Annotated in this window: 15 protein-coding genes; 8 read left to right on the plus strand and 7 right to left on the minus strand. The window is 73.7% G+C overall.

Going from position 1 to position 23,198, the window contains the following annotated elements:
- Window positions 1–5: 5 nt before the first annotated feature.
- On the minus strand, window positions 6–1,382 hold the full coding sequence (locus KO717_RS12175) for a glycosyltransferase family 39 protein (protein ID WP_301366485.1): 1,377 nt from the start codon (window positions 1,380–1,382) through the stop codon (window positions 6–8).
- An 87-nt stretch (window positions 1,383–1,469) separates the two neighbouring features.
- Between KO717_RS12175 and KO717_RS12180 the strand changes: the two genes are divergently transcribed.
- Window positions 1,470–2,054, plus strand: a complete 585-nt coding sequence (locus KO717_RS12180; protein WP_301366486.1) for a hypothetical protein — start codon at window positions 1,470–1,472, stop codon at window positions 2,052–2,054.
- Between the two features lie 24 nt (window positions 2,055–2,078).
- Here the strand turns inward: KO717_RS12180 and KO717_RS12185 are convergent, their stop codons facing one another.
- Window positions 2,079–2,771 carry a TetR/AcrR family transcriptional regulator gene (locus KO717_RS12185; protein ID WP_301366487.1) on the minus strand — a complete coding sequence of 231 codons (693 nt, stop codon included), beginning with the start codon at window positions 2,769–2,771 and terminating at the stop codon, window positions 2,079–2,081.
- Between the two features lie 142 nt (window positions 2,772–2,913).
- Here KO717_RS12185 and KO717_RS12190 point away from each other — a divergent pair, with 142 nt between their 5' ends.
- The 7 genes from KO717_RS12190 (at window position 2,914) to KO717_RS12220 (ending at window position 13,031) form a co-directional block, all read left to right on the plus strand.
- Complete coding sequence (locus tag KO717_RS12190; protein WP_301366488.1) at window positions 2,914–4,680, plus strand: glycoside hydrolase family 3 protein; 1,767 nt, start codon at window positions 2,914–2,916, stop codon at window positions 4,678–4,680.
- Window positions 4,681–4,893: 213 nt separating this feature from the next.
- Window positions 4,894–5,634, plus strand: coding sequence for a response regulator transcription factor (locus KO717_RS12195; RefSeq protein WP_301366489.1), 741 nt, complete (start codon window positions 4,894–4,896; stop codon window positions 5,632–5,634).
- Window positions 5,631–6,722, plus strand: coding sequence for a HAMP domain-containing sensor histidine kinase (locus tag KO717_RS12200; protein ID WP_301366490.1), 1,092 nt, complete (start codon window positions 5,631–5,633; stop codon window positions 6,720–6,722). Before KO717_RS12195 ends, KO717_RS12200 begins: the two co-directional genes overlap by 4 nt.
- 271 nt (window positions 6,723–6,993) lie before the next feature.
- Window positions 6,994–10,905, plus strand: a complete 3,912-nt coding sequence (locus KO717_RS12205; protein WP_301366491.1) for a multifunctional oxoglutarate decarboxylase/oxoglutarate dehydrogenase thiamine pyrophosphate-binding subunit/dihydrolipoyllysine-residue succinyltransferase subunit — start codon at window positions 6,994–6,996, stop codon at window positions 10,903–10,905.
- Window positions 10,906–11,145: 240 nt separating this feature from the next.
- Window positions 11,146–11,745: a hypothetical protein gene (locus KO717_RS12210; RefSeq protein WP_301366492.1), complete on the plus strand. Its 600-nt coding sequence runs from the start codon at window positions 11,146–11,148 to the stop codon at window positions 11,743–11,745.
- A 110-nt stretch (window positions 11,746–11,855) separates the two neighbouring features.
- Window positions 11,856–12,218 (plus strand): hypothetical protein, encoded by a 363-nt coding sequence (locus KO717_RS12215; protein WP_301366493.1) that lies wholly within the window; start codon window positions 11,856–11,858, stop codon window positions 12,216–12,218.
- A 195-nt stretch (window positions 12,219–12,413) separates the two neighbouring features.
- Complete coding sequence (locus KO717_RS12220) at window positions 12,414–13,031, plus strand: hypothetical protein (RefSeq protein WP_301366494.1); 618 nt, start codon at window positions 12,414–12,416, stop codon at window positions 13,029–13,031.
- Window positions 13,032–13,514: 483 nt separating this feature from the next.
- On the opposite strand, the gene fxsT is transcribed toward KO717_RS12220, so the two are convergent.
- The 5 genes from fxsT to KO717_RS12245 form a co-directional block, all read right to left on the minus strand.
- Window positions 13,515–16,538, minus strand: coding sequence for an FxSxx-COOH system tetratricopeptide repeat protein (fxsT, locus tag KO717_RS12225; protein ID WP_301366495.1), 3,024 nt, complete (start codon window positions 16,536–16,538; stop codon window positions 13,515–13,517).
- Between the two features lie 63 nt (window positions 16,539–16,601).
- Entirely contained in the window at window positions 16,602–17,858 is a 1,257-nt protein-coding gene (locus KO717_RS12230; protein ID WP_301366496.1) for an aKG-HExxH-type peptide beta-hydroxylase, read from the minus strand.
- Window positions 17,855–19,468, minus strand: coding sequence for an FxsB family cyclophane-forming radical SAM/SPASM peptide maturase (locus tag KO717_RS12235; RefSeq protein ID WP_301366497.1), 1,614 nt, complete (start codon window positions 19,466–19,468; stop codon window positions 17,855–17,857). The genes KO717_RS12230 and KO717_RS12235 overlap by 4 nt, the downstream gene beginning before the upstream one ends.
- A 143-nt stretch (window positions 19,469–19,611) precedes the next feature.
- Window positions 19,612–19,806 carry an FxSxx-COOH cyclophane-containing RiPP peptide gene (gene fxsA, locus KO717_RS12240; protein WP_301366498.1) on the minus strand — a complete coding sequence of 65 codons (195 nt, stop codon included), beginning with the start codon at window positions 19,804–19,806 and terminating at the stop codon, window positions 19,612–19,614.
- Window positions 19,807–19,929: 123 nt separating this feature from the next.
- Window positions 19,930–23,196, minus strand: coding sequence for an SAV_2336 N-terminal domain-related protein (locus KO717_RS12245; protein ID WP_301366499.1), 3,267 nt, complete (start codon window positions 23,194–23,196; stop codon window positions 19,930–19,932).
- Between the last annotated feature and the right edge of the window lie 2 nt (window positions 23,197–23,198).

Here is a 23,198-nt window from a genome sequence, read left to right on the forward strand (position 1 = left end):
GGGGGTCAGCCGCAGCCGCCCGGCCGGGCGTAGACCGCCACCCGGGCGCCGCGCACCCCGGTCACCGAGCACAGCTGGAAGCGGTCCGCCAGCTCCTCCCGCTTGACCGCCTCCCGCGGGTACGGGTCCAGCGGCTGACCGGCGGGGTCCAGCAGGGCGATCACCCGGGGCGAGGCCAGCAGTGCCGAGCGGATCCGCTCCGGGGACAGCTCGGTGCCCTGGAGGCTGTGCGAGGCCGCCGGGGTGCGGTCCAGGGCCACGTCGCGCAGCTCCCCGTAGAGCTCGGGCGAGGACAGCAGCCACTCGCGCCGGCGCGAGGGCATGAACAGCACCGCGTCCCCCGGCCGGGCCCGCTCCCGGACCGCGGCGGCCACCGCGAGCACGTCGTCCTTGCGGCTCTCCGGCGTACGCAGCCACACCGACCAGACGGCGAACGGCACCAGGAGCGCGCCCGCCAGCAGCCACGGCCACCAGCCGCGGGCCCGCGCGAGCCGGACCCCCGCCAGCAGGGCGAGCCCGGCCAGCGCGTAGATCACGTACCGGTCGACGTACCAGGGATTGACCAGGGAGATCACCATCAGCAGCCCGGGCGGCAGCAGGACGAGCGGGAGCGCCACCCGTACGAGGTCGGGCGGAGCGCCCCGCGCGAGCAGCAGGGCCGCGGCGCCCACCACCCCGTACGCCACCCAGTCCTGCCAGCTCGGCCGCCCGAGCCAGCCGAGCTGCTGCTCGGCCTGCAGGGCGCTCACCACGGCGAGCGGCAGCAGCAGGACCAGCACGACGGCGGCGCTCCGGCGCCAGCCGCGCGAGCGCCACGCGGTGAAGGCGTGGGCGAGCAGGGCGAGCGCGGCGAACTCGTGCAGCCAGCAGCCGAGGAGCAGCACCACCGTGTAGGCCGGCCACCGCTCGCGCAGCATCAGGTACGTCGCCCACACCACGGCGGCCGCGACCAGGGCGTAGGAGCGCCCCTCCTGGGCGTACATCTGTACGGGGGGCAGTACGGCGTACACGCAGCCGGCGAGCAGCGCGGCCCGCTCCCCCGCGAGCCGGTGGGCGACGGCGGCCACCCCGGCGGCCGCGAGGGCTGTGGCGGCGACGGAGGGCAGCCGCAGCGCCCACAGGCCGCCCTCCCACACCTGGAACACCCCGTGCATGAGCACGTAGTGCAGGCCGTGGACGGCGTCGACCCGGCCCAGCAGTTCCACGATCCCGCCGAGCGGCCGGTGGGCCACCTGCCAGGTGACGGATTCGTCGCGCCACATGCTGCCGCCCCGCTCCAGGCCCCAGAGGCCGAGGAGCACGGCCAGCAGCGGCGGGAGCAGGCGCCAGGGGGCGATCCGGCTGATGTCGGCCTCCGCGTGCGGTCGTGACGGGTGTCGCAACGGGTGTGCGGACTCCATACTCGGGGGTGGACACGAGTCCCTGCGGAGGTGGGTGTGCACGCGTTACGGGCGGTTGCGGTGGCGGTGGTGAGCACGGTGGCCCTGGCGGGCTGCGGACCCTCGGGTTCCGCGGGCGACGACCCGGCCCCGAAGTCCTCCACCGGGCCGGGCGCGAGCACGAGCGCGTCCGCGGACCCTGGCCCGGGCGCAAGCACGAGCCCGGGCGCAAGCACGAGCCCGGGCGCAAGCACGAGCCCGGGTGCGAGTCCAGGTGCGAGCCCGGGCGCGACGGCCGCCCCGACCACGAGCCCCACGGAAGGCCGGGTCCCCGCCCCCGGCGAGACCCTGGTCCGGGTCACGCGGACCGGCGGCTTCGCCGGGCAGACCCACACCCTCATCGTCAAGGGCGACGGCTCCTTCACCCGGCTGGACGCCGGGGCGAGGCCGACGGGCACCGGAAAGCTGTCGGGGGCGGAGCTGGCCGCCCTGCGCACCGCCCTGCGGGAGGCCGACTTCGCCCGGCTGCCCCGGATCGCCACCGGAGGCCCCACGATCTACGACGGGTACTTCTACGCCTTCGTGCACGACGGCCACGAGGTGGCCGGTGACCAGGGGTCCCTGCCGGAGGCCCTGACGAAGGTGCTGGACGCGCTGCCCCCGTTCACGGCCTAGTCCGGTGGCCGGTGGCCGGGGCACTCAGGGCGTGGCCGAGATGTCCCGCAGCAGCCGGTCCAGGAATCCGCGCAGCCGGGCCGGCATGTCCACGTTTCCGGGCGCCAGCACCCACTGGATCTGCAGGCCGTCCATGACGGCGAGGATCTCCCGGCCGACGGCCCCGCAGTCGGTGTCCGGGCGCAGTTCGCCGCGGCCGACGCCCGCTTCCAGCAGGTCGACGGTGTAGCCGAGTACCCGGTCGTAGCGCTGGGTGAAGTACGCGTGCGCCGGGTGCTCCGGGTTGCCGGACTCGCCGACCAGGGTGTTGAACATCCGGACGATGCCGGGCCGCCGCTCGTTGTCGGCGGCGAGTTCCACGACGGTGGCGAAGTGGGCGGCGACCGACCCGGCGGGCTCGCTGAAGAGCCGCTCCACGTCGTGCCGCTCGCTCTGGGCGAGGACCGAGAGCAGCAGGTCCTCCTTGCCGCGGAAGTGGTGCAGCAGTCCGCCCTGGGTGATGCCGCAGTCGGCGGCGATGCGGGCCAGCGAGGACGCGTTGAAGCCCCACTGCGCGAAGTGCTCGACGGCGGTGTCGAGGATCTTCTGCCGCCGGGCGTCGCCCACCGCGTAGGTCCCCCGGGCCGCACCCTTCGAGGCCTTGCGCTCCGTCCGCCCGGTCCGCCCGGCCTGCCCGGTCTGCCCGGTCCGCTCCGTGCGCCCCGTGTCCTGTGCCATGCGGACAGCCTAAGGCGCGGCGTTTTCCGGCCGTCCGGTCCGCGTGACCCAGCTCACTTTTCAAAAACCTAGCAGGTACAAGGTTTTCGGCTCTACCTTGACCGTGCCGATCCGCCCGGTCACGTGCTCCAGGAGCCCCGCCATGAACGCGACGCCCGACTACCAAGACGCTGCGCTGCCCGTCGACCGCCGCGTGGAGGACCTGCTCGCCAGGATGACCCTGGAGGAGAAGGCCGGCCAGCTCTTCCACTCGATGCTGATGATGAACGCGGACGGCACCCCGGTCACCGAGACCGACGGCTCGATGCTCCCCTTCACCACGCCCGAGCTGATCGAGGACCGCCACCTCACCCACTTCAACCTGCTCGGCACCTACGGGCCCCGCGAGATGGCCCGGTGGCAGAACGCCGTCCAGGAGATGGCCGCGGCCACCCGCCTCGGCATCCCGGTCACCCTCTCCACCGACCCGCGCCACACCTTCACCGACAACATCGGGGCGTCCTTCAACTCCGGCGCCTTCTCCGCCTGGCCGGAGGCCCTGGGCCTGGCCGCCATCGGCGACCCCGAGCTCGTCCACCGGTTCGCGGACACCGTCCGCCGCGAGTACCTCGCCGTCGGCTTCCGCGTCGCCCTGCACCCGCAGATCGACCTGGCCAGCGAGCCCCGCTGGGCCCGCCAGTCCGGCACCTTCGGCTCCGACGCCCGGCTGACGGGCGAGCTCGTGGCGGCGTACGTACGCGGCCTGCAGGGCCCGGCCCTCGGACCCGGGTCGGTGTCCGCGATGGTCAAGCACTTCCCCGGCGGCGGCCCGCAGAAGGACGGCGAGGACCCGCACTTCGCGCACGGCAAGGAGCAGGTCTACCCGGGCGGCATGCGCGAGCACCACCTGGAGCCGTTCAAGGCGGCGATCGCCGCCGGGTGCGCGCAGATGATGCCGTACTACGGCCAGCCGATCGGCACGGACTGGGAAGAGGTCGGCTTCGGCTTCAACAGGGGCGTGGTCACCGGCCTGCTCCGCGAGGAGCTCGGCTTCGAGGGCATCGTCTGCAGCGACTGGGGGCTGCTCAACGACGCGACGATCTTCGGGCAGGTGCATCCGGCGCGCGCGTGGGGCCTGGAGCACCTGAGCGTGGCCGAGCGGGCGGCGCGGGGCCTGGAGGCCGGCTGCGACCAGTTCGGCGGCGAGCAGTGCCCCGAGGTGATCGTGGAGCTGGTCCGATCGGGCCGCGTCGCGGAGTCCCGGATCGACGAGTCGGTGCGCCGCCTGCTGCGGGAGAAGTTCGCGCTCGGTCTGTTCGAGGACCCGTACGTGGATCCGGACGCGGCGGCCGAGATCGTCGGCCGGTCCGACTTCACGGCCCTGGGGGCCGCGGCCCAGCGCCGCTCCCTCACCGTCCTGACCAACCGGGACGGCCTGCTCCCGCTCGCCGCGGGGCCGAAGCTGTACGTGCGCAACGTGGACGCGGCCGTCGCCGCCGGGTACGGCGAGGTCGTCGCCGACCCGGCCGACGCGGATCTCGCCGTGCTGCGGCTGCGGACCCCGCACGAGCCGCGCGAGAACATCTTCGAGTCCTACTTCCACTCGGGTTCGCTGGCCTTCCCCGAGCCGGAGCTGGCGCAGATCCTGGCCCTCCTGGACCAGGTCCCGACCCTGGTCTGCATCAACCTGGAGCGGGCCGCCGTCATCCCGGAGATCGCCGAGCGCGCGGCGGCCCTGATCGCCGACTACGGGGCCGGCGACGCCGCTCTGCTGGACGTGGCCTTCGGCCGCGCCACCCCCGGGGGCCGCCTCCCCTTCGAGCTCCCGCGCTCGATGAAGGCCGTCGAGGCCTCCCGCCCCGATGTGCCGAACGACACCCTCGACCCGGTCTTCCCGCACGGCCGCGGGCTGACCCTCCAGCGCCCGTAGCCACCCCCCGGACGCCCCTCGGAGGGCAGCAACGGCGAGGCACCTGACCGGTCTCGCCCGCCGGGTGTCGGTCCCGTGGGGGGACCGGCACCCGGTACCACACATTCCGCTTACTGTGGTCCAGCACATATGCCATGTCCGAACCCCACGTAGCCGCAGGCCGACGCCTCCTCTACGCTGCACCCCATTCACGCGGGATCTTCAGGGGCGGACATGGAACAGACACACACCACCCATCAGAGCGCCGCGGCGACACCCGGCGCCCAGCGGCGTGTGCTGGTCGTCGAGGACGACCACACCATCGCCGAGGCCATCGCGGCCCGTCTGCGCGCCGAGGGCTTCCAGGTGCAGACCGCGGGCGACGGCCCCTCGGCCGTCACGGCGGCCGAGACCTGGCTGCCCGAGCTGCTGGTCCTCGACATCATGCTGCCCGGCTTCGACGGCCTGGAGGTCTGCCGCCGGGTCCAGGCCCAGCGGCCCGTGCCGGTCCTCATGCTCACCGCGCGTGACGACGAGACCGACCTGCTGGTCGGACTCGGGGTCGGCGCGGACGACTACATGACCAAGCCGTTCTCGATGCGCGAGCTGGCCGCCCGGGTCCACGTCCTGCTGCGGCGCGTGGAGCGGGCCACCATGGCCGCGCACACCCCGCGCGGTGCCACCCTGCGCCTGGGCGACCTGGAGATCGACCACGCCCAGCGCCGGGTCCGGGTGCACACCGAGGACGTGCACCTGACCCCCACCGAGTTCGACCTGCTGGTGTGCCTGGCCGGGACCCCGCGGGCGGTGCTCTCCCGGGAGCAGCTGCTGGCCGAGGTGTGGGACTGGGCCGACGCGTCCGGGACCCGTACGGTCGACAGCCACATCAAGGCCCTGCGCCGCAAGATCGGGGCGGAGCGGATCCGTACGGTCCACGGCGTCGGGTACGCCCTGGAGACCCCGGCCCAGGCATGAGCGGCCCGCCGAACCGGCAGCGGCTGCGGCAACGGCCTCCTGCGGGGCTGCGGCCCTTCTCGCCGTTCTCGATCAAGACCAAGCTGGGCACGCTCGTGGTGGTCTCGGTCTTCATCACGACGGGCCTGCTGCTGGTGGCCCTGCGCACCGACACCGAGCTGCGCTTCATCACGGTCTTCTCGGTGATCGCCTCGATGCTGATCACCCAGTTCGTGGCGCACAGCCTGACGGCGCCGCTGGACGACATGACGACGGTGGCCCGCGCGATATCCCACGGCGATTTCACCCGGCGGGTACGCGGGGCGGGGCGCCGCGACGAGCTGGGCGACCTGGCCTCCACCATCAACCTGATGGCGGACGACCTGGAGGCCGTGGACCGGCACCGCAAGGAGCTCGTCGCCAATGTCTCGCACGAGCTGCGCACGCCGATCGCGGCACTGCGGGCCGTGCTGGAGAACGTGGTGGACGGGGTCTCGGCCGCCGATCCGGAGACCATGCGCACGATGCTCAAGCAGACCGAGCGGCTCGGCGGGCTCGTGGAGACCCTGCTGGACCTGTCCCGGGTGGACAACGGCGTGGTCCCGCTGCGCGCCCGCCGCTTCGAGGTGTGGCCGTACCTGTCGGGCGTGCTGAAGGAATCGCGGCTGGCGGCCGCCGGCCGGCCGGGGCTCCTCTCCGGTTCGGGCGGGCACACCCGCAACGACGTGCACCTGCACCTGGACGTCTTCCCGCCCGAGCTGTGGGCGCACGCGGACGCCGAGCGACTGCACCAGGTGGTCGCAAATCTGATCGACAACGCCGTCAAGCACAGCCCTCCGCACGGCCGGGTCACGGTTCGCGCCCGGACCGGCGACGCGCCCGGAAGCCTGGTGCTGGAGGTACGGGACGAGGGCCCGGGCATCCCCGAGGCGGAGCGCCACCGCGTCTTCGAGCGGTTCAACCGGGGCAGCGCGCGCGGCGGCGACGGAGGCACCGGACTGGGCCTGGCGATCGCCCGCTGGGCCGTGGAACTGCACGGAGGCCGGATCGGAGTGGCCGAATCGTCACGCGGCTGCCGCATCCTCGTCACGCTTCCGGGCAGCTCGTAGGTGCCGTGTTGACGTAGGGTTCGAGTGGGAAGGACATGATCTCGGCCACACGTACCCGGGGTCCGTCAGGGGTGCGAAGCCAAGGGGGCCGCAACCTGGGTGCCGCCTACCCGAACCAGGCTCGTTTCCCGCCATTCCACGTCCCGAAACCCGCCGTTCGATGTGACCTGCACGACGTAAGTCCCGCCCGGCCTGCATGCAGCGCCCGAGGAGGCGTAGCCTTTATTCCCGCTGTCCATACCTTGTGAAGCGGAAGAGGGCGGTTGCCGCCGTGTCGCCACAGTCCCCCAGTAACTCGAGCACCACGACCGAAGCAGCAGAGGGCGGGAAGAACCCTGCCTCAGGCTTCGGCGCCAATGAGTGGCTCGTCGACGAGATCTATCAGCAGTACCTCCAGGACCCGAATTCGGTCGACCGGGCCTGGTGGGACTTCTTCGCCGACTACAAGCCGGGTGGCGCTGTCGCTCCGGTGAAGTCGGACGGTCCCCAGAAGCCCGCGACGACGGACGGCGCCTCCGCACAGGCCGCCACCACCGTCACCGCGGGGCCGCAGGCCACCGACGCCGCCGCCACGGGGGCGGCGCGCGCCGCAGCCCCTGCCCCGACACCCGCTGCGAGCACCGGCTCCACTGGAGCGGCTGCCGCCGCGCCAGCGCCTGCGCCTGTGTCAGCTCCTGCCCCTGCTCCTGCCACCCCCTCTGGTGCCCCTGCTGTGACTGTCACCTCCCAGGCCCCGGCCGCCGCACCGGCCGCGCCCGCCCCCTCCGCCGTAGCCCCCCAGAAGGCCGCGCCCGCCACCGAGGCCCCCGCGGGCCCCGAGCTGGTGACGCTCCGCGGCCCGGCGGCTGCCGTCGCCAAGAACATGAACGCCTCCCTCGACGTGCCGACGGCCACCTCCGTCCGCGCCGTCCCGGTGAAGCTGCTGTTCGACAACCGCATCGTCATCAACAACCACCTCAAGCGCGCCCGGGGCGGGAAGATCTCCTTCACGCACCTGATCGGCTACGCGATGGTGCAGGCGATCAAGGCCATGCCGTCGATGAACTACTCCTTCGCGGAGAAGGACGGCAAGCCGACCCTGGTCAAGCCCGACCACGTGAACTTCGGCCTCGCCATCGACCTGGTGAAGCCCAACGGCGACCGCCAGCTCGTCGTCGCCGGCATCAAGAAGGCCGAGACCCTCAACTTCTTCGAGTTCTGGCAGGCCTACGAGGACATCGTCCGCCGCGCCCGCGTCGGCAAGCTGACGATGGACGACTTCACCGGCGTGACGTGCTCCCTCACCAACCCCGGCGGCCTGGGCACCGTCCACTCCGTGCCCCGCCTGATGCCCGGACAGTCGGTCATCATGGGCGTCGGCTCCATGGACTACCCGGCCGAGTTCCAGGGCACCTCGCAGGACACCCTGAACAAGCTGGGCATCTCGAAGGTCATGACCCTGACCTCGACCTACGACCACCGGGTCATCCAGGGTGCGGCCTCCGGCGAGTTCCTGCGCATCGTCGCGAACCTGCTGCTCGGCGAGGACGGCTTCTACGACGCCGTCTTCGAGTCGCTGCGCATCCCGTACGAGCCCGTCCGCTGGAACCGGGACATCGACGCCTCGCACGACGACGACGTCACGAAGGCCGCCCGCGTCTTCGAGCTGATCCACTCCTACCGGGTCCGCGGCCACGTCATGGCCGACACCGACCCGCTGGAGTACAAGCAGCGCAAGCACCCCGACCTCGACATCACCGAGCACGGCCTCACCCTGTGGGACCTGGAGCGCGAGTTCGCGGTCGGCGGCTTCTCCGGCAAGTCGATGATGAAGCTGCGCGACATCCTCGGCGTGCTGCGCGACTCGTACTGCCGTACCACCGGCGTCGAGTTCATGCACATCCAGGACCCGAAGCAGCGCCGCTGGATCCAGGACCGCATCGAGCGCCCGCACTCCAAGCCGGAGCGCGAGGAGCAGCTGCGCATCCTGCGCCGGCTGAACGCGGCGGAGGCCTTCGAGACCTTCCTGCAGACGAAGTACGTCGGCCAGAAGCGCTTCTCCCTGGAGGGCGGCGAGTCCGTCATCCCGCTGCTCGACGCCGTCATCGACTCGGCCGCCGAGGCCCGCCTCGAAGAGGTCGTCATCGGCATGGCCCACCGCGGCCGCCTGAACGTGCTCGCGAACATCGTCGGCAAGTCGTACGCGCAGATCTTCCGCGAGTTCGAGGGCAACCTCGACCCGAAGTCCATGCACGGCTCCGGCGACGTCAAGTACCACCTGGGCGCCGAGGGCACCTTCACCGGCCTGGACGGCGAGCAGATCAAGGTCTCGCTCGTCGCGAACCCCTCGCACCTGGAGGCGGTCGACCCGGTCCTGGAGGGTGTCGCCCGCGCCAAGCAGGACGTCATCAACAAGGGCGGCACGGACTTCACGGTCCTCCCGCTCGCGCTCCACGGCGACGCGGCCTTCGCGGGCCAGGGTGTGGTCGCCGAGACGCTGAACATGTCGCAGCTGCGCGGCTACCGCACCGGCGGCACCGTGCACGTGGTCATCAACAACCAGGTCGGCTTCACCGCCGCCCCGGAGTCCTCGCGTTCCTCGATGTACGCGACCGACGTGGCCCGCATGATCGAGGCGCCGATCTTCCACGTGAACGGTGACGACCCGGAAGCGGTCGTCCGCGTGGCCCGTCTGGCCTTCGAGTTCCGCCAGGCGTTCAACAAGGACGTGGTCATCGACCTCATCTGCTACCGCCGCCGCGGCCACAACGAGTCCGACAACCCGGCCTTCACGCAGCCGCTGATGTACGACCTGATCGACAAGAAGCGCTCGGTGCGCAAGCTCTACACCGAGTCCCTCATCGGTCGTGGCGACATCACGCTGGAAGAGGCCGAGCAGGCGCTCCAGGACTTCCAGGGCCAGCTGGAGAAGGTCTTCGCGGAGGTCCGCGAGGCCGCCACGCAGCCTGCGGTCGCCGCGCCGGCCGCCCCGGCCCCGTCCGCCGACTTCCCGGTCGCCGTGAACACCGCGATCTCCCAGGACGTCGTCAAGCGGATTGCCGAGTCCCAGGTCACCATCCCCGAGGGCGTCACCGTCCACCCGCGTCTGCTGCCGCAGCTGCAGCGCCGCGCGGCGATGATCGACGAGGGCACCATCGACTGGGGCATGGGCGAGACCCTCGCCTTCGGCTCGCTGCTGATGGAGGGCACCCCGGTCCGGCTGTCCGGCCAGGACTCCCGCCGCGGCACCTTCGGCCAGCGCCACGCGGTCCTCATCGACCGGGAGACGGGCGAGGACTACACCCCGCTCCTCTACCTGTCCGAGGACCAGGCCCGCTACAACGTCTACGACTCGCTGCTCTCCGAGTACGCGGCCATGGGCTTCGAGTACGGCTACTCGCTGGCCCGTCCGGACGCGCTGGTCCTCTGGGAGGCCCAGTTCGGTGACTTCGTCAACGGCGCGCAGACCGTCGTCGACGAGTTCATCTCCTCGGCCGAGCAGAAGTGGGGCCAGACCTCCGGCGTCACGCTGCTCCTCCCGCACGGCTACGAGGGCCAGGGCCCGGACCACTCGTCCGCGCGTCCCGAGCGCTTCCTCCAGATGTGCGCGCAGGACAACATGACGGTGGCCATGCCCACCCTCCCGTCGAACTACTTCCACCTGCTGCGCTGGCAGGTCCACAACCCGCACCACAAGCCGCTCATCGTCTTCACCCCGAAGTCGATGCTGCGTCTGAAGGCCGCGGCGTCGAAGGCGGAGGAGTTCACGACCGGTTCGTTCCGTCCGGTCATCGGTGACACCACGGTGGACGCGAACGCGGTCCGCAAGGTCGTCTTCTGCGCCGGCAAGGTCTACTACGACCTGGAGGCCGAGCGCGAGAAGCGCGGCATCACGGACACCGCGATCATCCGCATCGAGCGGCTGTACCCGCTGGCGGGCGCGGAACTCCAGGCGGAGATCGCCAAGTTCCCGAACGCGGCGAAGTACATCTGGGCCCAGGAAGAGCCGGCGAACCAGGGTGCGTGGCCGTTCATCGCGCTGAACCTGATCGACCACCTCGACCTGGCGGTCGGCGCGGAGGTCCCGTCGGGCGAGCGCCTGCGGCGCATCTCGCGCCCGCACGGCTCGTCGCCGGCGGTGGGCTCCGCGAAGCGCCACCAGGCGGAGCAGCAGCTCCTGCTGAACGAGGTCTTCGAGGCGTAACCCCGCCCCGATCCCAGCAGTACGGAAGGCCCGGCCCCTCACGGGGGCCGGGCCTTCCGGCTGTCGTGGCCCGGACGGCCGATGATCTTACCGATTCATGACGCCCCCCTCTCGGGACGCCCACAACTCCCCTGCTGCCTCTAGCGTGTTCGTACATCACCGAGTGCGACCGGACGGCGCGATCCGCGCCCGATACCGGTTGTCTCCGACGAACCCGAAATCTCATGAGAAAGCAGGACGATGACGGTCGAGACGCTTCCTCTCTGCGCCTACCCGGAGTGCACCAACCACCCCGAGGAGCCGACCCCCGGCAACCCCGGGCCCATGTACTGCGCCCACCCGGATCACAACGCGCTGGGGGCGTTCCGCAGGTTCCGGGCCAAGCGGCAGCAGCGCAAGGACGAGAAACGCCGGGGGGCCGAGGCCAGGAGGGCGGGCCAGGACGGTTCCGGCGCCCGCGCCGACCTCGTGGCGCTCATCTCCCAGCTGTCCACGGACCTGCCGGGCTACATCGAGGAGCTCGCGATCATCACGGACTCGACCGCGGCCGAGGAGCGCATCCGGACCGCGACGCAGGCCGCGGAGCGGCGCACCGCGCTGGCGGAGGAGGCCGCGGACCTGGCCATCGCCCAACTGGACGTGGCCAGGCACCGGTTCGAGGCGGAGACGGACAAGATTCGCCAGGAGTCCGCACAGCAGGTGTCCGACGTGCAGTTCGTGCGGGCCGAGCTGGAGCGCTACCGCGAGCGGGTCGCCCACCTGGAGGAGCGACTCGACCGGGTGCGCGAGGAGGCGGACCCGGCCCGCCGGGAGCGCGGCGAGCTCGCACGGCAGCCGTGAATGCACGGAAAGTCGACGGGCATGTCGGGCGATCGCGAATTACACCCGTAAAACAGTGTCCGAAATCGAAGCGCAGAAATACCACAACTGGAGGAAACATGTCTCGAACCATGAAGCGGACCACCAAGCTGGCCACGGTCGCCGGGATGGTGGCAGCTGTCGGTGCGGGAATGATCGTGACCGCACCTGCGAGCCAGGCGGCACCGGTCGCGGCCTTCCGCCTCAGCAATTTCTCGGCGACCATCGCGAACATCTGCGTCCACACGGATATCGCGACGCAGTGCTCCGGAAACATGGCGGCAGGAAAGAGCGAGGTCTGGAAGGTGGCCTACAAGGGGCCGCGCAAGTGGTACTGCACCTCGACCGCGAAGGGACTGACCGGCACCGCCAGCACCCCTTATTTCAGCCGCGATGACGTCAAGGAATGCGCGGAGGTCGGCAACATATTCGGAGCCAGCATCCAGCTCAAGTAACACCGGGCCCGGCCCCCCACGGGGGCCGGGCCTTCCGGCGTCCCCGGCCCTCTTCCCGTCGTGCCCCGTCCTGTCAAGTCACGTGCTTGCGGGACGTGACCGGGACCGGCGCCGGCGGGCGTACTGGAGGTGTGACCCCGCGGCGCGGACCGCGGGGCCAAGAACCAGTCGGTCCACACCTTCAAGGAGCCCACCATGTCCAACGACGTCCACACCCCGGCCACGACCCGGCCCAAGCGGCGCATCGCGCGCTTCGTCATACCCGTCGCCTCGGTCGCCTTCATCTCCGGAGCCGTCGCGTTGCCGGCCTCGGCCGCGATCGGCCACCCGCCCCGTGCCACGGCCGGCGTCCGCGCCGAAGCCGACGACCCCAACCGCGAGCCCGGCGGGGGTGCCTACGGGCCGAATACGTGCAAGCCCGGCTACGTCTGGCGGGACAGCTACGACGGGGACGCCCTGTGCGTCACACCGGAGGAGCGCCAGAGGGTCCACGACGCCAACCCCGACCGCCAACCCGGCGGCGGCGCCTACGGACCGAGCACCTGCAAGCCCGGCTACGTCTGGCGGGACAGCTACGACGGCGACACCCAGTGCGTCACACCGGCAGAACGCCAGAGGGTCCACGACGCCAACCCCAACCGCCAACCCGGCGGCGGCGCCTACGGACCGAGCACCTGCAAGCCCGGCTACGTCTGGCGGGAGAAGTGGGAGGGCGACACCCAGTGCGTCACGCCCGCGGAACGCGACAGGGCCAAGGGCCAGGGCAGGCAGATCGACAACGGCCCCGTCCTCACCGGAATCCCGGGCCTGTAACCCGTGAGGGTTGTTCCCGTCCACCGAACGGGAACAACCCCGCCCCGACGCCCATAGGAACGGGCACCCGTGCCCCGCAGCGGACGCTTGGTGCCAGGGTCGGCCGTTCGCCGCCCGTGATGGAGGAGCGCGTAGCGATCTGAGGCGTCCAGGACGCCCGGCAGGCCGACAATCCCATCCGACCACCGCGTGACGGAGCTTCGGCCGGCCCGGACCCGGGATCCGGTGCGGATGGGCCCCGCCTCTGGATCCGCCCCGTCGGGCACCCGCCCGGGCATCGCCGACGTCCCCGGGGGCTCTTGTCGCCCGGCCCGTTCCTTCGGGGGCTTCCCGGCAGTCTTCGACTTTCCGGGGCGGGACGGTCGGTCAAGGGTGGCCGGAGGCCATCACGCAGTGACGCGACGAAGGAGCGCCCTTGAGGGACCGGCCCGAACCGGAGAGACGATGGGACTGACGGGAAACCCCCAGGACATCCCCGATGCCCTACGGCTGTGGCTCGAAGTCCCAGTACGGCCTCGTCTGTTGCTTCGCCGAGATCGTGTGGACGTGCTGGGCGCCCAGGGTGCGGGTGAGGCCCTTGATGCCCGCGTCCTCGTGTTTCGCCGCCTCCTCGTAATCCCGTACCGACCGGAGGTCCGCCGCCAGGGCGATCTGGGCGCTCAGGGCCATCGGGTGGTCCGGCCCCAGGACCCGCTCGGCCCCGCGCAGCGTCTCCCGGCTCAGGTCCAGCGCGTCCTCCAGCCGCCCGGTGATGTTGCGGTGGCCGGTGGCGTTCAGGGCGCAGCCCAGCGTCCACGGGTGCCGGTCGCCGAGTGCGCCCCGCATGCCCACCAGTGCCTGCTCCGCGAGCGAGAGGGCGGCCGCGCGCTCCCCCTGGGCCCGCAGCACGAGGCCGAGGTTGCCGACCGTGCCGATGCTGTACGGGTGGGCGAGGCCGAGCTGGGACTGGTAGCCGCGGACCACGTCCTCGGAGATCCGGCGGGCCTCGCCGATGTCCCCGTACTCCCTGAGGTAGGTGGCGTAGTCGGAGGCGACCATCAGGGTCCACGGGTAGTCGGCCCCGAAGACCCTGGTGGCCCGTTCCCACACGGTCCGCAGCCGCAGGCCGGCGCCGGGGATGTCCCCGGAGCGGCGCAGGCACATCCCGAGGTTGTGCTCGGCGCGCAGGGTCTGCGGGTGTTCCAGGCCCAGCACCTGCGTGTTGATCTTCACGCCCTGTTCCTGCCGGGTCTGGGCCTCGTGGTAGCGGCCCATCAGCCGCAGCCCCATGGCGCAGGCGATCCCGGAGGACAGGGTGGAGATGTGGTGGGTTCTGAGGACCCGTTCGCGGCGGCGCAGGGTGTCCAGGTCGAGGTCGTAGGCGTCCTGGTAGCGGCCGAGCAGGCGGTAGGTGGCGGCCAGGTTGTTCTGGGCGGCGAGGGTGGTGGAGTCGTCCTCGCCGAGCAGTTCGCGGTAGGTGGCCAGGCAGTGCTCGAAGATCTCCCGGGCCGGTTCGAAGCGGGCGATGCACAGCAGGACCCCGCCGTACGAGCTGGTGGCGCGCAGGGTTTCCAGGTCGCGGTCGCCGCGTTCCCCGGCGAGCCGGTCGGCGCGGGCGCGGGTGAGGGTCTCGGCGCGCCGGAACAGGCCGAGGTTGCGCAGGGCTTCGCCGTACTGGTAGCTGAGTTCGCGGACCTTGGGGTGGTCCTCGCCGAGCAGGGCCCGCCAGATCAGGTCGGTCTCCTCGGACAGGCGCAGGCAGGTGCGGTACTCCCCGGCGAGGATCAGGTAGCGCAGGCAGTGGAGCAGGAAGTTCTGGATGCGCGGGTTGCTGCTGGTGAGCACGCCGGAGGTGGCCAGGTGCGGGATGAGTTCGGCGTAGCGGGGCCACAGGCGGGAGTCCGAGGGGCGGCCCGGGTCGGCGGCGGCGAGGACCTGGCGTACGGCGCGGGCCAGAGGCTCTGCCTCCGCCTCGGAGAGGTCCTCGCGGACGATGCCGTGGACCATGCGGTGCAGCTGTACGGTTTCCAGCCCGCTGCCGCCCTCCTCCACGGCCAGGTCGGAGTACTCCAGCCGGACGACGGAGAACTGGACGAGTTTGTTGAGGGCGGCGTTCCACCGGATCTGGTCGTTGATCAGCCCGGCGAGCTGTTCGGGCACGTCGTCGGCGGGGAACTCGCGCAGCAGGCGCAGCGGCACCGGGCCGGGGGCGAAGAAGACGAACAGCCGGAGCAGCGCGAGGGCGTCGGGGAAGTTCTCCCGGACGTTGTTGAGCAGTATGGCGAGGGCGGTGGGGAAGGGCAGGGGGTAGTCCTCGGAGACCGCGACGGCCTCGCGGGAGTCCATCCGGTGCTGGAGCAGGACGAGGTAGTCGCCGACCGGCAGCGGGGAGTCGGCGAGCCAGCCGGCGGTCTGGTCGAGGGCGAGCGGGTAGTCCTCCAGGGCCTCGGCGAGCTGGTCGGCCTCGTCGGCGGTCAGGCGCAGGGCCCGGCGGCGGATGAAGGTGATCGACTCGGGGCGGGCGTAGAGCGGGACCTCGACCAGGCTGGTGTGCCGGGCGGCCCACTCGCGGTTGCGGGAGGTGATGATCACGTCGCCCGCGCCGGAGGGCAGCAGGTCGATCAGGTCGTCCGGGTTGTCGCAGCCGTCGAAGACCATCAGCCAGCGGCCGTACGGGTTCCCGCGCCGCAGCGCTTCGAGGACGGCCCGGATCTGCTCGCCGTAGCTGCCGGCGCCGCGCGGCAGCCCGAGCGCGGGGGCCAGGTCGGCGAGGCGTTCGCGCAGGGTGGGCCGGTCCTCGGCGGGGACCCACCACACGATGTCGTACTCGGAGGCGAAGCGGTAGGCGTACTCGGTGGCGACCTGGGTCTTGCCGACGCCGGAGAGCCCGAGGAGGGTGACGGTGGACGCGCCGGGCGGGGCTTCGGTGAGCGCCTCGCGCAGGTTGCCGATGACGTCGTTGCGGCCGGTGAAGCGGGGGTTGCGGCGCGGGACGCGGCCCCAGATCTCCGGCGGGTCGTTGGGGAAGCGGGGGCCGCGGCGGCCGGTCTCGGTGCCGATCCGGTCGGTGGGCAGTTCCAGGCGGCGCAGCACGCGGTACTCGGCCTCGTACGCGTCCAGGCCCCACAGGTCGGTCTTCTCCAGTACGGCGACGGCGCTGGGCAGCGGGGCGTCGGTGAGGCAGACCGCCGCGAAGCGGTCGGGGTGGCGGTCGGTGACGGCGCGCAGGGCGGTGTTCCACTGCTCGTCGGTGTGGGTGCCGGCGGAGAAGTAGCGCTCGCTGAGGACGAGGAGGACCCGGCTGCCGGAGCGGGCCAGGTCGTCGAGGGCCTGGTCGATGCCGGGGCTGTTCTGCGGGTCCCAGCGCTGGAGGGTGACGCGGTGGCCGTGCTCCTCCAGGCGGTGCGCGATCCACACCGCCCAGGGGCGGTTGAACCCCGCGAAGCTGATGACGAATCGCTGCGGCTGGGGCGGCTGGGGCGGCTGCTGCGCCGCCGGTTCACGGTCCTGGCGACTACCGGTGGTCATCGGGCCGTCTCCCTGGAATCCGGGCGGTGGACGGGCTTGAAAGGTACCGCAGCGGACGGTCCGTCAGCCGTGTGCGAACGGCGCGAGTTCGGGGTGTGCCTCGCACCAGGCGCGGCGTTCGCGGTCGACGGCGCGGCGGGCTGCGGTGTGCTGGTCGCCTGGCGGCGGCAGGTCGTCCATGGCGCGTTCGGCGGCCCCCATCGCGTCGGTGAACTCCCGCCCCGCGGTCGTCAGTTGTTCGTGCGCCCGCAGGGTGGGCAGGACGGCGGCCACCTGTGCGCGGATCCGGGCGTGCTGGGCCCAGGCGCCGCGGGCCCCGTAGAGGGCGGCGCGCTGCCAGTACCCGGCGAGGGCCAGGTGGGCGTAGGCGCCGTGCAGCAGGCCCTCCAGGGGGCGGGGGTCGCTGCGCCAGGGGGCCCAGTGGCGGGGCGTGTGATCGGCGGTGTGCAGGGTCAGCACGTCGGTGAGGGCGGTCAGTTTGCCGTGCTGGACCTCGTGCACGAGGGTCGCGGCGAGCGCGGGCGGGGCCTGGGCGCGGGCGAGTACGGAGCCCGCGGCCGCAGGGAGGGTGGCACCGCTGGAGCGGGAGCCGCCGGCCAGCGGTACGACGGAGCGCAGCAGCTGGACGGTCTCCTCGGCGCGGATGGTGTCGTAGCGCCGGAGCAGGGTGAGCGCGCCGGACCACTGGGTGTCCCACCGCTTGTGGCCCTTGGGCGTGAGCCGGCGGGCGGGGCGGACGGGGGCCGGCTGCCCGGGGCCGGGTGCCCGGTAGGGGTCGAGGTCGTCGAGGGCGGTCCGGCCGCCGGGCAGGGCGTGCAGGGGCACGGTGGCGGGGTCGTCGGGGTCCCAGGAGCGTTCGGAGAGGGCGAGCGGGCCGGGGCGGTCCGGACGCAGCAGTCCGAGGGTGGGCAGGACGAGCCGGCCGTGCAGGGGCCGCAGGGTGTGGCTGAAGGGGATCCCGGCGCGCAGGGCGGCGGCGACGGCGAGGGCCCCGAGGTGTCCGAGGTCGGGCGGAGCGCCGCAGGGGGCGTGCAGCCGGCGCAGGGTCTCCTCGGCCCACACCCCGGTGGCCGGGTAGTGCAGGACGTCGCGCACGGCGGCCGCGTCGCGGCGCTCGGCCTCCTCCAGGAGGGCCCAGTGGTCGGCGGTCTCCCCGGACCGGCCGCCGGGGGCGGCGTCGAGGACCGCGCGCAGCAGGAGCAGGCGCTTGGAGCGGCGTACGTCGCGGACCAGGCGGGTGCCTTCCACGGAGGGTTCGGTGGAGGCGAGGGCGCGCAGGGTGGGTGAGGAGACGGTGAAGGCGGTGAGGGCGTCGGTCATGAGGCGACCGCCGGGGGGTGGACGGCGGGGGGAGCGGCGGCGGGGGGTGTGGCGGCGGGGGGTGTGGCGCCTTCGGTCGTGGGGGCTTCGGCGGCGGGGACGACGGGCGCGGGGGCTTCGGCGGGGCGGCCTTCGGCGGCGGGCCGGGCGGTCTGCGCGGCCTGTTGGACGGCGGCGGCGATGTGCCGGATCAGGGGCTGGAGGTCGGCGCAGTACACGGACGGCTGGCGGAAGCCCTCGCCGGCGCGGTAGCGGTGCGGGTAGTGCCCTCCGCCGCACACGTCGACCAGGTCGCAGGCGCGGCACCGGGCGGCGAGCGCGTCCCGGCCGAGCTGGCGGGCGGCGAGTCCGGGGTGGTCGAGGAGCTGGTCGAAGCTGTGGGTGTCGAGGGTCATCCCGGTCGCGGCGGCCCCCTCGTACGCGGATTTCAGTGAGTCGGCCTGTTCGATGGAGCCGTCGGTCTCGATCACGGCGGTGGCGGCGGGCGTGAGCCCGAGGGTCTCGGTGGTGGTGGGCAGGCCGAGCAGCAGGGCGATGATCTCCTCGAAGAGCCGGATCCGGGTGCGCCGTACGCCGTCGTGCCACCAGCGCTCGAAGACGGCGAGGAGCCAGTCCGCGTACGGGGTCCGGCCCGGGTGGTGGCCGGGAGGCGGATCGCTCCAGTTCGCGAGCGGCAGGAGCAGCCCGATGCTGGGCGGGGCGAAGGCGAGCAGGGACTCGTAGGTCTCCACCGGGTCGTGGTCGAGATCGACGACGCAGAGCACCCCGGCGTAGCTCTGCGGATGGCGGGCCAGCAGCCGCAGGCCGCGGGCGGCGGACGCGAAGCCGGGCCGTCCGGCGTGGTCCACCCGGCGGGTGTTGTGCACGGGCAGCCCGCCGTCGAGGCTGACGCCGACGCGGATCCCGGCGGCGGCCAGGGCGGCGAGGCGGCCGCGGGTGAGCAGGGTGCCGTTGGTCTGGACGGTGGCGGTGACCCGGGTGCGCGGGGCGGCCCCGGCCACGGCGGCCCGGACGGCTTCCACGGGCGCGGCCAGTTGGGCGGGGGCGGTGAGCAGCGGTTCGCCGCCGTGCAGGACGAGGTCGATCCGGGGCAGGTCGTGGGCGGCGGCGTGCTCGGCGATCCGCTGCGCGGCGCGGGCGGTGGTGGCGGGGGTCATGGCGGGCGGCTGGTCGCGCCAGCCCTGGTCGGCCATCTCGTAGACGTAGCAGTAGGTGCAGGCGAGGTTGCAGCGGCTGCGGGTCTTGAGGACGAACTGGCGTATCGGGTGGGGCCGGTGGCCCGCGGCCCGCGCGGCGGCCACGTCGAGCCGGGTGTAGGGCCAGGGCGCGTACCGGGCGTGACGCAGCCGCTGGCCGGCGGCCGCCGCTTCGGCGGGCACGGCGGGAAGCGCGTCGGCGGGGCCGGCGTGCGGGGCAGGCTCGGCGTGCAGGTCGGGGCCGGGGGGCGGGGCAGGCTCGGCGTGCGGGTCGGGGCCGGGGGGCGCGGTGGGGCCGGGAGGCGCGGTGGGGCCGGGAGGCGCGGTGGGCTCAGGGGGCGCGGTGGGCTCAGGGGGCGCGGTGGGGTCGGGGGGCGCGGGCAGCGGGGTTCCGCTCGTGACCGCTCGCCGCATCGCCGCACCTCCCTCCCCCGGCAACAGCCGCCCGGGGACACCCCGGCGGACGGTCCATCCCTGCCCTGGGGACGGTCCCGGCTAACGGCGGAAAGTGGTCAACTCGGTTTCAAGGTGGGACGGATCAGGCATGGTGCTCGCGATCAGGCCACGCTGGAGTCGAAGGCGTTGAGGATCTCCGCGGGATGGGTCACCCGCTCGACCATGCCCTCGATCACCTGGGCCAGCACGGGATGGTCGATCCCGCGCAGCGCCGCCAGGTCCAGCCCGGAGAGATCCGGCAGCCGCCCCGGGCATCCCGGGGTCGCCGCCGCCACTTCCTGCTGCTTCGTCGCCATGTGCCGCCGGGCCCCCTGTCGCGTCGCACACCGGATGGTCAACTTGGATGGTCAACTTCCCTTTCCCGTCGGCCGGTCCGTGGAAACGGCGGCCCCGGCCCGGCCGCGCCCCGGGCCCGGGCGTCAGAGCCCGGCCTCCAGGGCCAGGATCCGCGCGCGTACCGCCTCCGAGCGCCCTGCGGCCCCCTCGCGGGTCCGCGTCCACAGCTCCAGCGCCGAGCGGTACGCGTCCAGGGCCGCGCGGGGCCGGGCGAGGCGTTCCAGCACGTCACCGCGCAACTGCTGTACCCGGGCGGCCAGCTGGACGGCGGTGTCCTCGCGCTCCTCCACGTCGGCCTCCAGGGCGGCCCGCCAGGCCCTCCGGTAGGAGTCCGCCGCCCGGTCGAGGCGCTCCAGCGCCCGGGTGTGGCCGTGGATCTCCTGCTGGACGTCGCCGTGGTCCCGCCAGATGCGGGCCTGTTCCAGCGGGTCGCGGCTGTGCCGGACGGCCAGTTCCAGCAGGTACTCGGCCTCCCGCAGGTCCACCGGGTCGCCCTCGTACGTGTGCCGCAGCCGCAGCCCCGTGGCCAGCCGCAGCAGCCGGTGGGCCGCGCCGGGGTCGGACTGCGGGACCGCGGCCCGGCTGTCGCGCAGGACGCGTACGGCGGCCCCGGTGAACCGCCGCCCGTCGGCGGCCCGGGCCCGGTCCAGGAGTACGTCGCCCCACTCGGGCAGCAGTTCCCCGAAGGCCTCCGCGTCGCGGGGGATCAGCCGGCGGGCCCGGGCGTACGCCTCGGCCGCGTCCTCCAGTGCCGTCGGGTCGGCGTCCCGCGCGTAGCGCTCCCGGTGTACGCGCGCCAGGCACACCAGGGCGGCCACCCGCAGCTCCGGGTCCCCACCCGCCTCGGCCAGGGCCGCCTCCAGCTGCCCGGCGGCCTCCTCCAGCCTGCCGGGCAGGTGGCGCAGCGCGTCGGCGAGTTCCACCCGTACCTGGCCGGTGCCCGGGCCGGTGCGGCCATGGGCGCCGGGCGGGGCGGTCAGGGCCGCGGCGAGGCGGGCCGCGGCCTGTGCGGCCAGGGCCGTGCGCTCGGCCGCGTCCGGGGTGCGGGGCAGCAGGGCCAGCAGGACGCGGCCGAGGGCCAGGTGCAGCTCGGGGTACGGGGCCGGGCCGCCGTCGGGGGCGCCGTCCGTGGCGCCGTCCGGGCCGCCGTCCGGGCCGGGTGCGGCGGCCGGGTCCGCGCCCGGCGCCCGGCCCGCCAGGGGTTCGAGGGCAGCCCGGGCCTCGCGCAGCGCGCCCGCCTCGTCCCGCAGCCCGCTCAGCCGGATCAGGGTCTCCGCACGCCGCACCGCGCAGTCCCGGCGCAGTTCCGGGTCGGCCGCGGCTCCGGCCGCCGCGAACTGCATGTCCGCCGCCGCCAGCAGCTCCGCGTCCGGTCCGGCGGCCAGCGCGCGCTCGTACAGCACCCGGCCGAGCACCGCCCCCGCCCGTGCCGTCCGCAGCCCGGTCACGGCCCGTTCCGCCTCGGCCAGGAGCTCCGGGTCCCGCTGGGCCGCCCACAGCCGCAGCAGCGCCCCCGCCAGCTCGGTCTCCGCCTCCTCCGGGGGATCGCCGGGTCCCGCCGGGGCCGTCACCGCCCGCCGGAGCACCGCCACGGCCTCGTACAGCGCCCGCGCGCCGCCGTCCCCGTCGGCGTCGGCGTCCGCGAGCCGGTCCCGGGCGGCGCGCACGGCCCCGGCCCGGGTGGGCACCGGGGCCGCTGGGGGCCGGCGTACCGCGGGGCCCTCCTGCGGCATCCCGGGCAGGTAGCGCCGTACGACTTTGGCCGAAACCTGTGCGAAGGCCTGCGGGAGCCGGCCCTCGGGCGCCCGCTCGTCCTCCTCGGGTCCGGGGTCGGCGACCGCCGGCGGGGTCCCGGTCAGCTGGGAGACGGCGAGCGCGGGGAAGTTCCGTACGCCCCGGCCGAAGTGCGCCAGCACGTACTCCGAGCAGTGCTTGAGCACCAGCGCGGCCTCGTCCCGCCCCAGCGGCCCCAGCAGTACGTCCTGCACCCCGGGGACGAACTCGTACCAGTGCCCCGGTCCGGGCCCGCTGCGCCGCAGCAGCCCGCTCAGCAGCACCTCCGCCAGGTCGGAGGGTTCGGAGTCCGGCAGCATCGTGCGCTGCACGAGCCGCATCACGGGCAGCGTCAGCGGCGCCGCCGACAGGTACACCGCGAGCTGTACGGCCCGGGGCGCGGCCGAGGAGCGGAACCGCGCCACCAGTTCGCGCGGCGGCCGCACCGCGCGCGGCGGCGGCAGGGGCGCGGCCGGATGGCCGGCCAGTACCCGGCCCACCTCGGCCGGTACGGGCCCGGCCGTCAGCCCGGCCAGCAGCCGGGCCCAGGTCCCGAGGGCGGTCGCGCTCGGCGGCAGCACCGGCACCGTCAGCCCGCCCGTGGGCCGCCCCGGCAGCGGCGGCCGGTCCGGCCGGAACGTGAGCCTTTGCCCGCCGCCCTCCGGCCGGGTGAGCGTGCCCCGCTCGGTGGGCAGCCAGCTGCGCCCCCACAGCCGCTGCGGCAGCGGCTGGACGACCATGCACGGGGTGCACTCGGCCCACCGATGCAGCAGCCGCTGTGCCGTGCCCTCGCGCCACAGCGGCCCGGCGCAGTCGGAGACCACCATGGTCAGGGCCCGGCCGGTCGGGTCCCGCAACTGGTCACCGGAGCGCAGGCCGGAGGCGCGTACGCAGCCGGGTGCGGGGCTGCGGCCGAGCGCTGCCGTGCCGTCGGCGAGGCGGTGCAGATAGTGCACCTGGACGTCCCGGAAGGCACCCAACCGCTCGCACACGGACCGCAGTTCCTCGAACATGTCCTGCCAGACGGCCATGGACGGGGACGCGTCCATCACCAGCCGTACGGTCGCCTCGCGCCGGCTCGCCGGCCGGAGCACCGGGATGACCAGTCCGAGGGCGCGGGCGCTGGCCTCGGCGGTGGCCGCCTCGTCGATCACCAGCCGGGTGGGCGGGCCGGGCGGGCGGTGCCGCTGGAGGGCGCGCAGGGCCCGCTGGATGTCGAGGATGCGGGGCAGCGCGGCGGCCCCGGGCACGCGCACGGGCACTCCGTATTCCTCGGGCGACTCCTGCGGCCGTTCCCCGGCGGCGCCGTCGGCCCGGGCCGCCCCGGGGGCGTAGAGCCCGACCGGCGCGTCGGCCTCCGTCTCTGCGCGTACGGGCTCGGCGGGCTCCCCGCCCGGTTCCTCGGGCGCGGTCTGCGGGCCGCCCGGCCCCGGCCCGCCCGGGGCGGCCTGCGCGGGCCCGCCGATGTGCCCGGCCAGCCACAGGGCGTCGGCGATCTCCCCGGCGGACGGGTCGAGCCCGGCGGCGCGCAGCAGCGCGGCCAGTTCACGGACGCCGGGCGCGCCGGCGGATGCCACGG

Origin of the sequence: Streptomyces xanthophaeus, from assembly GCF_030440515.1 — a bacterium.
GTDB classification, from domain to species: domain Bacteria; phylum Actinomycetota; class Actinomycetes; order Streptomycetales; family Streptomycetaceae; genus Streptomyces; species Streptomyces kutzneri.